The sequence below is a fragment of the Paenibacillus sp. AK121 genome, from assembly GCF_019042715.1.
Lineage (GTDB): Bacteria > Bacillota > Bacilli > Paenibacillales > Paenibacillaceae > Paenibacillus > Paenibacillus polymyxa_C.
Genome location: NZ_JAHPJM010000013.1, coordinates 95,554 through 110,386, shown reverse-complemented (window position 1 = coordinate 110,386; position 14,833 = coordinate 95,554). Strand labels below are relative to the sequence as shown.

13 protein-coding genes are annotated in these 14,833 nt (G+C 49.7%); 11 read left to right on the top strand and 2 right to left on the bottom strand.

What is annotated here, in order from left to right; translation table 11 throughout:
• Nucleotides 1-3 precede the first annotated feature (3 nt).
• On the bottom strand, nucleotides 4-1,818 hold the full coding sequence (locus KSP24_RS20655) for a cache domain-containing sensor histidine kinase (RefSeq protein ID WP_137077743.1): 1,815 nt from the start codon (nucleotides 1,816-1,818) through the stop codon (nucleotides 4-6).
• A gap of 206 nt (nucleotides 1,819-2,024) precedes the next feature.
• Between KSP24_RS20655 and KSP24_RS20650 the strand changes: the two genes are divergently transcribed.
• From KSP24_RS20650 to KSP24_RS20640, 3 genes are all read left to right on the top strand, one after another.
• Nucleotides 2,025-2,906 (top strand): carbohydrate ABC transporter permease, encoded by an 882-nt coding sequence (locus tag KSP24_RS20650; RefSeq protein ID WP_013369185.1) that lies wholly within the window; start codon nucleotides 2,025-2,027, stop codon nucleotides 2,904-2,906.
• Complete coding sequence (locus KSP24_RS20645; RefSeq protein WP_013369186.1) at nucleotides 2,907-3,743, top strand: carbohydrate ABC transporter permease; 837 nt, start codon at nucleotides 2,907-2,909, stop codon at nucleotides 3,741-3,743. It abuts the gene before it with no gap.
• 87 nt (nucleotides 3,744-3,830) lie between these two features.
• Complete coding sequence (locus KSP24_RS20640; protein WP_040102243.1) at nucleotides 3,831-5,126, top strand: ABC transporter substrate-binding protein; 1,296 nt, start codon at nucleotides 3,831-3,833, stop codon at nucleotides 5,124-5,126.
• A gap of 83 nt (nucleotides 5,127-5,209) precedes the next feature.
• Here KSP24_RS20640 and KSP24_RS20635 read toward each other — a convergent pair whose 3' ends face one another.
• Nucleotides 5,210-5,749, bottom strand: a complete 540-nt coding sequence (locus tag KSP24_RS20635) for a dihydrofolate reductase family protein (protein WP_040102242.1) — start codon at nucleotides 5,747-5,749, stop codon at nucleotides 5,210-5,212.
• Between the two features lie 103 nt (nucleotides 5,750-5,852).
• Here KSP24_RS20635 and KSP24_RS20630 point away from each other — a divergent pair, with 103 nt between their 5' ends.
• The 8 genes from KSP24_RS20630 to KSP24_RS20595 all read left to right on the top strand — a co-directional run bounded on the left by KSP24_RS20630 (nucleotide 5,853) and on the right by KSP24_RS20595 (nucleotide 14,763).
• On the top strand, nucleotides 5,853-6,785 hold the full coding sequence (locus tag KSP24_RS20630) for a helix-turn-helix transcriptional regulator (protein WP_216976465.1): 933 nt from the start codon (nucleotides 5,853-5,855) through the stop codon (nucleotides 6,783-6,785).
• A gap of 145 nt (nucleotides 6,786-6,930) precedes the next feature.
• Nucleotides 6,931-10,056: a DEAD/DEAH box helicase gene (locus KSP24_RS20625; protein ID WP_192443005.1), complete on the top strand. Its 3,126-nt coding sequence runs from the start codon at nucleotides 6,931-6,933 to the stop codon at nucleotides 10,054-10,056.
• Nucleotides 10,057-10,076: 20 nt separating this feature from the next.
• A complete protein-coding gene (locus KSP24_RS20620; protein WP_058830588.1) occupies nucleotides 10,077-10,802 on the top strand; it encodes a hypothetical protein in 726 nt (241 codons plus the stop codon).
• Nucleotides 10,803-10,953: 151 nt separating this feature from the next.
• On the top strand, nucleotides 10,954-11,859 hold the full coding sequence (locus KSP24_RS20615) for a M15 family metallopeptidase (protein WP_216976463.1): 906 nt from the start codon (nucleotides 10,954-10,956) through the stop codon (nucleotides 11,857-11,859).
• A 352-nt stretch (nucleotides 11,860-12,211) separates the two neighbouring features.
• A complete protein-coding gene (locus KSP24_RS20610) occupies nucleotides 12,212-12,505 on the top strand; it encodes a hypothetical protein (RefSeq protein ID WP_254207911.1) in 294 nt (97 codons plus the stop codon).
• Nucleotides 12,505-12,843 carry a hypothetical protein gene (locus KSP24_RS20605; RefSeq protein WP_013369194.1) on the top strand — a complete coding sequence of 113 codons (339 nt, stop codon included), beginning with the start codon at nucleotides 12,505-12,507 and terminating at the stop codon, nucleotides 12,841-12,843. The genes KSP24_RS20610 and KSP24_RS20605 overlap by 1 nt, the downstream gene beginning before the upstream one ends.
• Nucleotide 12,844: 1 nt before the next feature.
• Entirely contained in the window at nucleotides 12,845-14,278 is a 1,434-nt protein-coding gene (locus KSP24_RS20600; RefSeq protein ID WP_216976461.1) for a glutathionylspermidine synthase family protein, read from the top strand.
• Between the two features lie 71 nt (nucleotides 14,279-14,349).
• Nucleotides 14,350-14,763, top strand: coding sequence for a DUF350 domain-containing protein (locus KSP24_RS20595; RefSeq protein WP_016819503.1), 414 nt, complete (start codon nucleotides 14,350-14,352; stop codon nucleotides 14,761-14,763).
• Nucleotides 14,764-14,833: the final 70 nt, after the last annotated feature.

Below are 14,833 nucleotides of genomic sequence, written 5' to 3'. Positions count from 1 at the left end.
AGATCACTCTCCCTTAATATGAATTTCTGTAAGCGGTTCGGTGCAAATTTCAAGTGTAAAACGAACGCCATGAGGCAGAATATTATCTACACACAAGGTATTAGAACCATCCTCCGAGTGAAGTTGGATACGTAATAGAACATTACGAAGACCGATGGAGTTCTGTTCGCTAGTGTCTGATTCTTCATGGGCTTTCAGCGGACGTTTCAGCATTTGCTGAAGCTGCTCCAACTCGGTTGGTGGAATCGATGCGCCGTTATTCTCCACTTCTATCTTCACAATGCCTTCCCGGATTCGGCTGCCTGTAATGCGAATCTTACCGGGCCCCAGCCGGGGATCGGCACCGTGTTTAAAGTAGTTTTCCACCAACGGCTGGAGAATCATCTTAGGCACCCGCTCATTCAGAATTTCATCATCCCACTGATAGGTTACTTCTAATTGCTCACCGAAGCGTTCCTTTTGCAAATCAAGATATTGTTTTACATGCTCAGCTTCTTCCTTAAGTGTAACAACCGTATGGTCTCGCATGTTATAGCGCAGCATTTTGGCAAGGGAGGAGAGCAGAGAATAAATGCGCGGCACCTCATGCTGTAGAGCCAGTGTTCCAATAGACTGTAGCGTATTATATAAAAAATGAGGATTAATCTGTGCCTGAAGCGCTTTCAACTGGTTCGTCTTGTTAGCCAGTTCGAGCTTGTATTCTTGCAAAATGAGGTTATTGATGGTATCCATCATCTGTCTGAAGCGACGCGACAGCACTCCAATCTCATCGTTGCCCATGGCTCGGATGTCTACATCCAGCTGACCGGACTGGATCTGGGTAATGTAGCGGGTCAGCCGCTTAATAGGTTCCGTAATTTTTATCGAAATCCATAACGTGGCGACAATAACGAGCAGCAACGCTGCGCCTGTAATGACCGCATTGATCTGGGTCAGTTGGGTAGCCCGCAAATAAAGCGTCCGATGAGGGATTTTCTTGACGAGAGTCCAGCTTGACAGGTTGGCATCCAGTTTGCCATATACGTGCAGGGCTGTGTCATCCTCAATTACACCGTGCCCGCCTTCTTTAGAAATTCGATTGAGCAGGTCAGATTCCTCCCAGTGTGTTCCAATGGATGATTCTTTTCCGCTATATATGATCGTTCCGTTCCGATCAATTAAAAATAGCTCCTCTGTATCTGCATCATACAACTGACGGCAAATACTGCGCAGCGGCTCCAGATCAACATCTATAGCCAGTACCCCAAGCGTTTCTGAAGACGGAATGTTCCGAATCGCACGGTGGAGTGTAAAAACCTGCCGCTTTGTATTCTGCTCAGCATAGGAAACTGCTGAAAAGCCGTACAAATGCTTTATGTGCGAGGGTTGCATGAACAGCCCAGAAGGGCCGTAATGAATAGAACCGGTGAAGGGCTCCAGCCGGAACTCCCGTAGAGGGACCGTGCTGGTAATCAGTGTAGATTGCCCAGCCTCAAACGAATGCAAGTACACCTGGTCAATGCCTGAGGAAGCATTCATCATCGTTTGCAGCGTGGTGTAAATCTCGGCAACGGCCCGGTAATCATCCGGAATTTTAGCCAGGTTGCGCAGAAAATGAGGGTCATTATAGACTCCGATCGATGCGCGATTTAATCCCTGTAAATAGTTATCCAAATTCGTAATTCCCTGAAAAATAAGCCGTTCGTTTTCTTGGGTGGCCTGTTCCCGTAAGGATTGCTTGGTGAGGATGAAGGTCATGGTCATTGAAAGCAGCAACGGAAGAGTGACCGCAATGAGTAGAAACCAGATTAGACGAGAACGAATGCTATGAAATTTCATGCAGGTAGCTCCTTTCACAATTCAAGGCAAGCCAGAGGTCAATATTTTCCCCCCTAATGGTTCACGATCTTGCGTGTTCTCCAGAGCGCTTATTCGACATAATGAACATGTGAATCGCATACCATACGGATTCAACGTCCACATTGCTTGCAAGGATGCCGTAGAGGAGCGTTCCAGACACCAAAGAGAACAAAGGGGGGATCGGTTTGAATCGCGCCAAGTCGTCGCAATGGCTCCAGCAATGGATTTTTGTAGGGCCATCGACGTTATTTTTCGTTATCATTATTGTAATCCCTTTCATGCTAGGAATGTACTATTCTTTTACAGAGTGGAACGGGGTAGCCAATCAGGCAAAGTGGGTCGGGCTGGATAATTTCAGTCACATTTTATTTAATGATGACAAATTCGGGACAGCGTTCTGGTTTACCGTCCGTTTTACGGTGATTGGAGTGGTAGCTGCCAATATTTTTGGTTTTCTGCTGGCGTATTTTCTAACCAAGCCGCTAAAAACAAAAAATGTGCTTCGAACTATTTTTTTCATGCCTAATGTGATCGGAGGTCTGTTGCTCGGATTTATCTGGCAGTTTATTTTCGTCAAGGGATTTGCAGCGATCGGCGAGAGTACGGGGTTGTCCTTCTTCAATTTGTCCTGGCTGGGAGATGAGATCACGGCCTTCTGGGGCATTGTGATCGTGTTTATCTGGCAAACAGCCGGATATTTAATGGTGATTTATATCTCTTCCCTTACCAATGTGCCCCGGGATATGCTGGAGGCAGCCGAGATTGATGGGGCGAGCCGGATGCAAATCTTGCGGTCGATTATACTGCCTTTGATCATGCCTGCCATTACGGTATGTCTCTTCCTGGCGATATCATGGTCGTTTAAAATGTTCGATCTCAACCTGTCATTGACGAAGGGTGGTCCCTTTGGTTCTACAGAGTCAGTGGCGCTCAATATATACAATGAAGCGTTTGTCAATAATCGTTATGGGTTGGGAACGGCTAAAGCACTCATTTTCTTTATCATTGTTGCTCTCGTTACGAGCCTTCAGGTACGCCTGACGAAAAGCCGGGAGGTGGAATCGTAAATGGAAACAAACAATCGCTACCGCGTTGGGACATGGGCGACTGAGTTGGTGATGATCCTCGTCGCATTGGTATTCCTCGTCCCGTTTTACTTTTTGTTCGTGAATTCGGTCAAAAGCTTTGGTGACCTGCTCACTGACTCTGCGGCCTGGCCACAAACCTTTGTATGGAGCAACTATGCTAGAGCTTGGAGTATTACGCGTTTTCCCGAAGCGTTATGGAACTCACTCGTGGTTACGGTGGTCAGCAATCTGCTGCTCGTACTGATCAGCTCAATGGCTGCCTATCGAATGGTTCGGCGCCCAACACGTTACAATCGGGTACTGTTCAGCCTGTTCGTGGCTGCGATGGTCATTCCTTTCCAATCGGTGATGATTCCTTTGGTCAAGGTTGTAAGTACGCTGGATTTAATGAACAGTATTAGTGGTCTGGTAATCTGTTATCTGGGATTCGGGGCTCCTATGTCCATCTTTCTCTTTCACGGATTCGTCAAAGGTGTACCTGTTGAGGTGGAAGAAGCAGCTACAGTGGACGGTTGCACGCCTTACGGGGTGTTTTTCCGGATTGTATATCCGTTGATGCTGCCCATGATGGTAACGGTTATTATTTTGAATACACTCTGGATCTGGAATGACTATCTACTGCCTTCTCTGGTACTGCAAAAGGCTGAATTGCGCACCATTCCGATTGCTACCTATGCCTTTTTCGGACAATACACGAAGCAGTGGGATTTGGCTTTGCCAGCTCTGGTGCTGGGTATTTTGCCGGTCATCGCGTTCTTTCTGGCCATGCAAAAATATATTATACAAGGTATCATGGCAGGCTCGGTCAAAGGCTGAGTGTGGGATGTACTGAAAACATGTGCACGGTGTGCCACTCCGCAAACGGAGAACACTTTGAAATTTAGAATAGAAAGGAACATAAATATGAAAACGCATACTTTTAAAAAGAAAGCCCAAGCACTGATTTTGCTTTTTGCTGCCTTTGCCCTGGTTTTAGCTGGCTGTAACAGCAGTGGTGGACAAAATGCAGGCAATGAGGAAGTGAAGGAAAAAACCATTCACATTTTTCAGTTTAAAGTAGAGATTGCAGAAGCGCTAAATCGTATGAAGGCGGAGTATGAAGCGACTCACCCGGGGATCAAGCTCGACATTCAGACCGTAGGCGGGGGGAGTGACTATGGGGCGGCGTTGAAGGCCAAGTTTGCCTCTGGCGAACAGCCGGATATTTTTAATGTCGGCGGCTATCGTGAGCTGGATACGTGGCTGGAATATTTGGAGGACCTGTCCGACCAGCCTTGGGTTGGTGATGTGGTCGATGTCGCCAAAGAACCGATGACCAAGGATGGCAAGCTGTACGGTCAGCCAATGAATCTGGAAGGGTACGGCTTTATCTACAACAAGGATTTGTTCAAAAAGGCTGGAATCACCGAGCCTCCTAAAACGCTGTCCGAGCTGGAGGCTGCTGCGCAAAAGCTGCAAGCCGCAGGGATCACACCTTTTTCCAATGGATACCAGGAGTTTTGGGTGCTGGGTAATCATTTGCTGAACGTGGCATTTGCCAATCAGCCAGACCCCTCGGCCTTCGTCAAGGGACTGAATGATGGTACAGCCAAAATTCCAGGCAATGCTGTATTCGCCGAATGGATTAAGTTGCTCGATCTGACGCTCAAGTATGGCAATTCGAAGCCGCTCACGACTGATTACAATACGCAGGTAACGAACTTTGCCACTGGCAAAGCTGCCATGATGCAGCAAGGGAACTGGACTCAGGTTCAAATTGATGGAATTAATCCGAAGCTGAATCTGGGTATCCTGCCTATGCCGATTGGTGAAGACGCAACAGCCGGAGATAAGCTGTTTGTAGGGGTTGCCAATAACTGGGTGGTTAATAAAAATTCGTCTGTCAAAGCTGAGGCCAAAGAGTTCTTAAACTGGATAGTGACATCCGAGCAGGGGAAAAAGTATATCACCAAGGAGTTTAAGTTCATTCCGGCGTTCAAGAGCATCAAAGGGGAAGAGGCCGATATGGGCCAACTGGGTGCCGAAGTAGTGAAATATAGTCAGGAAAATAAACTGCTGGGCTGGTTCTTTAGCCGTTATCCTGAAGGAGCACAGCAAGAATTCGGAAGTCAGATGCAAGCCTATGTGGCAGGTAAATCGGATGCCGGGAAGCTGTTCGAGGATTTCCAGAGAACATGGGATAATTTAAAGACCAAATAATGAAATGAAATACGCAGTAGAGCCTTCGTATGTCAGGGAGATTGCATGATCCTGAGCATACGAAGGTTTTTTTGTGAACATAATTATAAATGATAATGAAGTAGAACAATATCCCCGCGGCGTTCGATTTCTTGGAGTTCAAAAGTACTTGGCAGCGTTCCTTCTGGGAATAAGGGTATTCCTTGTCCCAGTACTTTGGGAATGATCGCAATGATCGCCTTTTCCAGTAGCCCAGCCTGCATGAAGGCCTGAACTAACTGACCCCCACCTACTAACCATACCAAACCTTCCGATTGTTTTTGTAGACGCGGAACCAGTTCAGACAAAGCCTCGTCCGTAAATGTAACATGTGGTGCCTGCTGTTGCTCCGTCAATGACCGGGTGAGTACATAACACGGCTTTCCGGCATAAGGAAAATCATCCGAAAGCTTTAACACTTCCTCATACGTCAGCCTGCCCATCAGCACTGTACTTACAGTATCGTAAAAATCAGCGTATCCATTGTCCCCGCCATCTCCTTTGACATCATACAGCCAGTCCACCGACCCGTCAGGCAACGCAATATACCCGTCGAGACTCATGGCGATATACAGCACTACTTCATTTGATTTCAAATCCTTCATCGTTCATCACTCCTTTTTATCTCTATGTTACAATCTATTTATGACATACTTTGTCGTAGTTAAAGGATCGTCTAAACTTTATTTTTGATTAGAGGAGTATCTTATGAACGAACGCAGAATTGCTCTTATGAGGATACTGGATTCCCGAAAAAAATATACGGCGCGTGAGTTGGCCGAACGCTTTGGCGTCTCCGTCAGAACGATACAAAGAGATCTCGATTATCTGCAGCAAACCGGGTTGCCCCTGTATACCGAGACGGGCCCTCATGGCGGATACCGGGCACTTCCCAATCGGCTTCTTCCTCCCCTTCATCTTGCGCGCGACGAGGCACTGGGTCTTTTTCTCATGCTGCAACTGCTGGAAGACATTCCGGATATCCCTTTTGGATCGGTTCGTGGACATTTGTCCGAGCATTATTATGCCGAGCTTCCCCAGGATGTACAGGACAGCATTGACCAATTAAAGGATTACATTTCTTTTCGTATGATACCTACTCACGCAGACTCACCCTACACCTCGCTCATTTTGGAGGCTGCACTAAACAAGCGCAGGGTGAACATGCACTACCGCTCCGCTTCCGGGGCAAAGTGGACCCAGGTATATCCGATTGGGCTTTATTTTGATCACGGATATTGGTATATGCCAGCGCATAACAAAGACCGCATCATTCTGTACCGTTCAGATCGGGTGATCACCATCACGATACTAGATGAAACCTTGGACAGCCTCCCCACCCTTCAAGCATGGTTGGCTTCAGAGGATTCCCGTGTAGGAATTCCGTCCAAAATAAAATTTACCGCATTGGGTGCTAGGCTGGCCGAATCAGATGCCCTCTTCCACAATGTCTCCCATCAGGAAGGCCTGGGTCAGGAATGGCACGGACATATCCCCATTGAAGAGTTTAGGTATGTATCCAGACTTTTGTTAAAGTATGGGCCAGAGGCCGAGGTCGTATATCCGCAAGAACTGCGTATGCTGGTCAGGAAATTGCTGCAAAACAGCCTGAATCCTTATCTGAAGGATGATGAAGAATAAGAGGCAGTGCTTATAGTTAATCACATGAATATTTAAGGTTATTAACGTATGACTTTCCATTTATTTTTGTGATAAAGTTTTGAAATGAGCCCGTTTTCGTATATGATGAAGAGTAATAATTCAAAAGGCTGGACGGGAGACAGATATGAATCAACCGCTTTATGGAATATGGCTCGGAGATGTGTTTTTTTGCTTTTCTGGTGAGACGTCGGAACCACGTATTGATGCGTGGAGCAGTGTAATTCGCAGGCTGACGCTAAAGGGAGACCTTCGGCCGTTTCGGCAGGCTGCGTTGCGTCTTGCCGAGGTGCGGATACCTAACATTGCTCGCGTGGAAACCGCAGGCAGAGGTGGCAAGAGACGTTCCATGCTGGGGCGTACGCTGGAGGGTCTCGCGCTGGAACCCCGCGAGACGATGGCTCTGCTGACTCGCATGGACGAGAAGGGCTGTGCGGCATCAGGCATTACGCTTGGCGAGGAAATGCAATATTGGCAAAAGGCTGCTTATTTTGCGCTGGAGCTGATGCAGCGGGGCGAAATCGTGCCATCACTTACAGAGGCGCGTCCATCTGGACCGCGACGGCGCGGCCCGGATGCGGCGGTAGGGGTGTGGATTCCTCGGCTTCGCGAAGAGGAGGACATCCGCCGCTTTCATGAGCTGGCAGCTGCGATGCCGGCTGTTTGTATGGCAGCTCCGGCCGTTTTTGCGGGCAAGGAGCCAGAAACACGTGAGGATGCAGCTGGAATGGTGCTGTATTCCTTCTTGTGTGCGGTCGTTCATGCAGAAACGACCGCGGTGCTGGCTGCGTCAGATCGTGAATTGGGACGATATCGGGCAGATTATCGGCGCGGAGGATCACCACTGGCGGAGCTGTGGTGGAACAGTCTGTTGACAGGTTCGCGCCAGGTTGCGATTCAGGGAACGCCTGCTGAGATGGAGGAGCTGGTTCTTCAGGCGTCCTCTCTTAAGGGAAGCACGATGCCTGTAACGGAACGGGAAGCCAAGGAACCCATTGAAGGGCAATTGCGTCTGTGCCTTCGTTTGGAGCCTTCTTTGGAAGAGAGTATCCAGGAATGGCGCATTACCTTTTGGGCAGAAAGCGATGCTGAGCCCGGATTACGACTGCCTGCTTTGGCATTGTGGGCATATCCGGAACGTGATCTGGTTCGCGGTGAAATTGTGTACCGTCAAGTACAGGCGCAACTGCTGACGAGGCTCGGACAGGCGGCTGAAGCGGCACCTATATTGCAGGAAGCATTAAACCGCCCTTATCCCGAGGGACTGACCCTGGAGCCGGAGATGTTCTTCCGCTTCTTGACGGAAGCCGTACCTTCTTTACAAAAGAATGGTATCACTGTGCAAATGCCTTCACGCTGGAGCCGGGAGGGGCGAAGACGTGCAGGCTTGCGGCTTAAAATGCGCTCGACAGAGCAGGGTGCCAAGCCAGATGGTGTGATCGCCGATACATCGTCGGTTGGCATTAACCGCATGATTTCGTTTGATGCCGAGGCTGTGCTGGGGGATACGACCTTGACGATGGAGGAATTGGAAAGCATCGTCGCGGCCAATTTGCCTTATGTACGTCTCGGAGGGGAATGGATTGAGGTAGATCCCAAGGAAATTCGTCAGGTGCTGCGGTTTATCAAGCGCGGAGAAAACGGTGAAATGAGCTTGTCCGAATGGATGCATTTGGCTGCGGAAAATGAAAGTGCAGGCGAGGCCTCGTGGAAGGGCTTGTCCATCTTTGGCGCGGAATCCGCCGGATTGCTTGCCTCGTTGGCTGAGGGCGGGGTACTCCGTTCCGTAGAGCCGCGGCCTGTGCCGGAGACGCTGCATGGTGCACTACGGCCGTATCAAGAGCGCGGCTTTCAATGGCTGGCTGCGATGCGCGGATTGGGCTTTGGTGTGTGCCTTGCGGACGACATGGGGCTGGGTAAAACGATTCAGGTTATTACCTGTTTGCTCGATGGTGGCATCGGCGCAGATGATCAGCGTCCGGCGTTAATTATCTGTCCGACGTCTTTGCTTGGCAACTGGCAGCGGGAATTGAAGCGTTTTTCACCGGATTTGTCGCTTTATATTCACCATGGCAACCAGCGACTCCACGGTGAGCTGTTTCAGGAAAATGTACGAGAGTATGATATCGTCCTCACTACCTATCATTTGGCGGGCCGGGACGGCAGCGATTTATCTGCGGTCTACTGGTCTTCCATTGTGTTGGATGAGGCGCAATATATAAAAAATGCACGCACTAAGCAGGCACAAAGCGTCATGAAGTTGTCCGCCCCGCATCGAATTGCCATGACGGGCACGCCGGTAGAGAATCGGCTAAGCGAGCTGTGGTCTATTTTTCAATTTCTGAATCCAGGGTACCTCGGTACGGCATCTTCATTCCGCCAGCGGTACAGTCTGGCAGGAGAGGAGCGGGGGTCCGCGTTGCGTGAGCTTCATCGTCTCGTCTCCCCGTTCATGCTGCGTCGGCTCAAAAGCGATCCGGATATTCGTAAGGATTTGCCAGAGAAGCTGGAGTTGAAGTCCTATTGTGTACTGACACCAGAGCAGGCCGGATTATACCGCGGTGTGGTGGATCAATTATTGGGAACATTGGATGGGCAGGTCGGTATGGCCCGCAAGGGGCTTGTTCTGTCATCGCTGACCAAGTTGAAGCAAATCTGTGACCATCCGGGTTTGATCATCCCAGGACGTGCTGACAGCAGTAAAACCGAAAACTCGGGTAAAATGGAGCGACTGTTGGAATTGGTAGAAACCATTCGCGAGAACGATGAATCGGCGCTGATTTTCACCCAATATGTGTCGATGGGAGAACTGCTGGTATCCCGTTTGGCCAAGATTTTGGGAGAAGAGCCATATTTCCTGCATGGAGGACTGGCGAAAACCAGACGGGACGAAATGGTTCACAACTTCCAGCAGGGAAAAGGACCGAATATATTCGTACTTTCCTTGCGTGCAGGTGGCGTGGGTCTGAACTTGACGCGTGCCAGCCATGTCATTCACTATGATCGCTGGTGGAATCCTGCGGTGGAAAATCAGGCGACAGACCGAGTATTCCGTATTGGCCAAAGTCGCAATGTACAAGTGCACAAGCTGATTTGTCAGGGAACACTGGAGGAAAGAATCGACGAGCTGATCGAGAGCAAAAAGGCCCTTTCCGAGCAGGTTGTCGGCTCTGGAGAACATTGGCTCACCGAAATGTCTGATGATGAACTGCGTGGTCTGATTGCGTTGCAAAATGACGTATGGATCGAGTGAGCAGAGAAAGGATGAAGGCGATGACGAGACCGCGAGTGAAGCTGAAAGTAACTGACGGTCGATGGATCGTGGAATTAGACGGCAATGGTCTGGAAGGTAAATCGACGGGTGTACCTTTCGCACATCCCGTTCAATGGACTGGCCCAGTGCCTGTACTGAACCTGGAACAGCGAGGGGCATGGCTGGAGCAGTTAAAAGCGGAGCCTTTGGACATCTACCGTCTTCTGAAAGGGGAAGCTTGCCTGTCGCTGGATGAGATTGTTCAACTCGCAGCTGAGACCGCCATCTCCAGCAGAGAGAATGGAGTGGGTGCAGTCGAAGACGTGAAGAAAGCTCTTCAGGCCGGACTGGAAAACGAGCCACAACACTGTCCGGCGTTGATCGGAATGACGCAGGAAGAGCTGCTGGAATACGTGTTTAGTGCTTGGGCTGGAGAGTTATCCCATATGCAGAGAACATCCCCCGCGCTTGAGCCTACCTCACGCGCGGAGGGCGGACGCAGCGGAACGGCAGCGATTAGCGAGTGGATTGCAGAATCTGCAGCTGAAGGAGCGTTGCATCGTCCCGGAGCAGGCTTTCATGCCATTGAAATCCGCCTACCGCAGAAACTTGCTTCCAAAAAGGAGACCGATATTACGTCCTTGCTGCCAGGGTTACCCCGTGCCGAAGAAGCATTGAAACTCATACGTGAACGGGTAGCCGAGCGAGCCCAGGCTGCAATCCCGCAAAAACGTCATAATCCGTAATAATTCGGGTATATGCTTTCTTTTTCGAGTCTGTTCACCCTCATTGGATAGGATAACGGCTTCGAAGAGTGTCCAAAGTTCAGTTACAATGAGGGAACGGAAAAGTCACTGCAAGTCATGTATCAATTGCAATATTGGAGGAGATACCAGCATGAAACGACATATACAACAGACGCGCACATCTCAGCGATGGACCAAAGCGCTCATTCCGGGGCTGATCTTGCCAGGGCTATTGCTGGCAGCCTGCCAGCAAGGAGGATCAGGTGGACAGGAAAGTGAGCCATTAAAATCATCCACAACGGTACAGGAGAATGTACAGCCTTCCACCCAGACGGATGCGGGGAATGGCAGTACTAGCGCTGGACAAGCCTCTGCGGATACAGGAAGTGGACAGGCTGATCCTGTGATGGCGTTGCGAAGCCAAAGTGCACTGCAGGCCACAGTTAAGGAAGAGGATGGAACTGCGGTTGTCACCAATGCGACTTCGGATACAGTCGTTGTGAACAAAAAGCGCAGCTTGCCTGTGGGCTACGTCCCGGATGATCTGGTAGAGCCGCAGGTGCCTTTTTCCTTTAAGGGACCGCATGAGAAGCGGCATTTGCGTAAGGAAGCGGCAGAGGCACTGGAGAAGCTGTTCGACGGTGCGAAAAAGGACGGTATTGAGCTGCGTGCGGTATCGGGATACCGTTCCTATAAGCGTCAGGTGTCTATTTTCGACAACAATGTAAAGACAAAGGGGCAGGAATATGCCTCTAAAGTCAGCGCTGTACCGGGTACGAGTGAGCATCAGACGGGATTGTCCATTGACGTATCCAGCCCCAGCGTAGGCAATGTGCTGGAGCAATCGTTCGGAGCTTCCAAGGAAGGCCAATGGCTGGAACAACATGCACCGGAATACGGATTTATTATTCGTTATATGCAGGGTAAGGAAGATGTGACCGGCTATGTGTACGAGCCTTGGCATATCCGTTATGTGGGAGTAGACATTGCAGAGGATGTAGCCAAGCAAGGGTTGACGCTGGAGGAATATTTCGACGAAAACAATATCAAGCTATAGGCGCTGCAACCAAGCCGTAATCCTGGGGATTGCGGCTTTTTGTCGTATTTTTCTTCCAAATTGAACCTTTTCAAGGTAGAATCTCGTATAGTGAACGACGACAGAAGCTTGAATTTATAGTAAACCTCATGACAGAAGCGTACAGGAAGGGAAGGGAATCATCATTTATTATTCATTAACGTATCGCGAATGGTCAGAAGACACTCAAAAGGAACTGCGCAGCCTGACACGGGAATCCGTATCGGGAGATGAGCTGTTTCTGCGCAAGCTTGTAGACGCTACGCGTCTCCATGACAAACTATGGGCGCATACCTCGAATGAAAGTGAGGAGCATACGGATCATTCCGTCTATGTGACCGAATTTACAGGGGAACGTGCAAAGCCTTACGGCGCGTCGATCACGGACCTCGTGCTAGCCAGTGAGAGAGGCTATACGTCCACATTCAGCGCATTGTACTGGGTATGGCATGAGCCTGCGTTCCGTAGCATGGATCAGCGGGAAGGCTCGGTATTTACCTTAGACCTAGCCCAACGGCTATTGGATCACTATACGGTATTGGGTGGCAAAACATACGAATTTATATATTCGGTATTGGACCCTCAGTTGAAAAAGGTGCATTTGTTTGTGAAGGAGGTCGATCTGTGATGGAGCATTCTTGGGAAACCATGAAATCCAAGCCCGGCTCTCGTGCACGGATGGCGGCCTTTGCCCTGATGTTGGCTGTCCCGGCCGCTCTGACGGGTTGCGGTGATGACGAGTATTATGACTGCGACGAGCTCCCTGTATCAGAGCAAACGGCCTGTCGGGATTCAGGCAGCAGCGGGTATTATTATGGCGGATCGACCTATTATAGTGGAGGCTCCTCATATCATAGCAGCCGTTCTTCCTCCAGCTCTTATCGCAAAAGCTCGTCCTCATCTTCCAGTTCACACAGTGGTTTTGGCAGCAGTGGCTCACGCAGCGGCTTTTTTTCTGGGGGTTAAGATGAGCATGCGTACGATTCGGCAATTACCTTATGAACATGACGAGCTTTTTAAGGGTGAAATCAGCCATATGATTCCGTATCATCGCATGTACGGCAAGTCCTATTGCGTGCCGGCCTTAACGGTGTATCGGGAAAGCGAGCTGGCAGAGCTTCAGGCTGCTTCTGAGGCGGTACATCGTATTTATCGCAAGGTTCAGCAATTTATCCAGCGCTATATGCCGGATGAATATCTGGTAGAGCGGTTGGGGATTCATCCAGGCTTGCTGCGTGCTGCACGTATGGAAGCCGCGCCGGATGGGATCACCCGTCAGGACTGGATTGTGGGGGAAGCGGGGATCAAGTGCATTGAGAATAACACCGATACCCCGACCGGGATTCCCGAGGTGGCTTATCTCGAAGGAAAGCTGCTGGAGGTGCTGCATGGTGAGAGAATGTCAGGGGATGACATTGCTCTACATGGACCCTCATCTGGAATGGATGAGGCGATTCAGTCTGCCTTGACGGAGCTCATTCATTTTTATAGTCGTAAGGGTTTGGGGACAAAGGTGTATTTCACTTGCTATGATTGGCATATTGAGGATCAGACGAATACCAAATATATCATGCGATTATGTGAACAAGCCGGGTTTGAAGTGGTTTATGCGCCATTGGAAGAACTGGAAATTATCCCGAATGAAGGATTGTATCACCGTGGAGAGCAGATTCACATCCTCTATCGCCTGTATCCGCTGGAATATCTGATTGAAGATCGGGAAGAGGACACAGGGCTTGAGGTGGGGCAGGCGTTAATGGATATGGTGGCAGACGGAAAAATAGGACTAATCAATCCGCCGCAGCATATCATTACGCAGAGCAAAGGGTTCACCGCAACCGTATGGTCGCTGTACGAGCGCAATGAACAGACACCAGCGTTCTGCGGTTTTCGTTTGTTTGACGAACGGGAGCTGGAGGTGATACGAACCTACCTGCTACCTACATATTTTGAGCCATCCGTGTTTCTGCAAAATAAAGAGCCTTATGTCGCCAAAGGCATATGGGGCCGAGAGGGTAAAGGCACGCATTTGATTGAGCAGCCTGAACCCGAGAAGAGACTGGAAGGTGTCTTGGGAGTGGCCCAAAATGCGAAGGCTGACCAGCCTGATCTGCATCATCAAGCTGATGCTCCACTAACACCTGAACAGGAGGAAGCCGCACATATTGCCGCTTATTACGAGGGACAGCCTAAGATTTATCAGCGGCTGTGGCCCATGCAGAGCGCAGAGGTGCAGACCGAGGAAGGGCTATTTCACGGCTATGTACTGACAGGTATATTCGTGATCGGGGGGCGTTTTGCGGGGGTTCTGCCGCGAATCGGTGAAAAGGTAACAGGCGATATGGCCTACTATTGCGCTGCCGCCGTTGCCAACGAACCTTCTAATCCACCCGCTGTATAAGCTGAATTGTGAAATGTAAAATATTCGAACAGATCTGTTCCTATTCACAAGTATCATAAGGAGGAAAAAAATTGGACTCTCATATCAGTTTGGGCAACGCATTGGGCAATGTAGGTATCGGCCTGCTTATCTTGTTTGCCATCTTAATCGTAGGTTATTTTGTGTTCAGCTTGCTGACACGTTATAACGATAATCAGGAAATCGCACGCGGCAATGAAGCGGCAGGCATCTATATGGGGGCAAAGCTGCTAGGTCTGTGTATCATCGTGGGAATGGTGTCGTATAGCAGCCATTCATGGCTCGATATGCTGACCTGGTCGGCCGTGGGTATTGTAGTGCTGTGTCTGGTGTATGTGATTTTTGATCTGGTGACGCCGCGCACCAAGGTGTGCGAGGAAATTGCCAAAGGCAATGTAGCTCTGGCACAGCTGTTGCGCTCAATCATCATCGGGGTATCTTTTGTCGTAGGTACATTTTTGATGTAGTCGATGTAGTCGATATAGAGAAGAAGTATAAAGGATCTGCAAAACCGGACAACGGAGCTGCAGATCCTTT

Excerpts from the sequence above, each read along its gene's own strand:
- KSP24_RS20655 (WP_137077743.1), bottom strand. The coding sequence starts at position 1,818 with ATGAAATTTCATAGCATTCGTTCTCGTCTAATCTGGTTTCTACTCATT.
- KSP24_RS20645 (WP_013369186.1), top strand. The coding sequence starts at position 2,907 with ATGGAAACAAACAATCGCTACCGCGTTGGGACATGGGCGACTGAGTTG.
- KSP24_RS20640 (WP_040102243.1), top strand. The coding sequence starts at position 3,831 with ATGAAAACGCATACTTTTAAAAAGAAAGCCCAAGCACTGATTTTGCTT.
- KSP24_RS20635 (WP_040102242.1), bottom strand. The coding sequence starts at position 5,749 with ATGAAGGATTTGAAATCAAATGAAGTAGTGCTGTATATCGCCATGAGT.
- KSP24_RS20630 (WP_216976465.1), top strand. The coding sequence starts at position 5,853 with ATGAACGAACGCAGAATTGCTCTTATGAGGATACTGGATTCCCGAAAA.
- KSP24_RS20625 (WP_192443005.1), top strand. The coding sequence starts at position 6,931 with ATGAATCAACCGCTTTATGGAATATGGCTCGGAGATGTGTTTTTTTGC.
- KSP24_RS20620 (WP_058830588.1), top strand. The coding sequence starts at position 10,077 with ATGACGAGACCGCGAGTGAAGCTGAAAGTAACTGACGGTCGATGGATC.
- KSP24_RS20615 (WP_216976463.1), top strand. The coding sequence starts at position 10,954 with ATGAAACGACATATACAACAGACGCGCACATCTCAGCGATGGACCAAA.
- KSP24_RS20605 (WP_013369194.1), top strand. The coding sequence starts at position 12,505 with ATGGAGCATTCTTGGGAAACCATGAAATCCAAGCCCGGCTCTCGTGCA.
- KSP24_RS20600 (WP_216976461.1), top strand. The coding sequence starts at position 12,845 with ATGAGCATGCGTACGATTCGGCAATTACCTTATGAACATGACGAGCTT.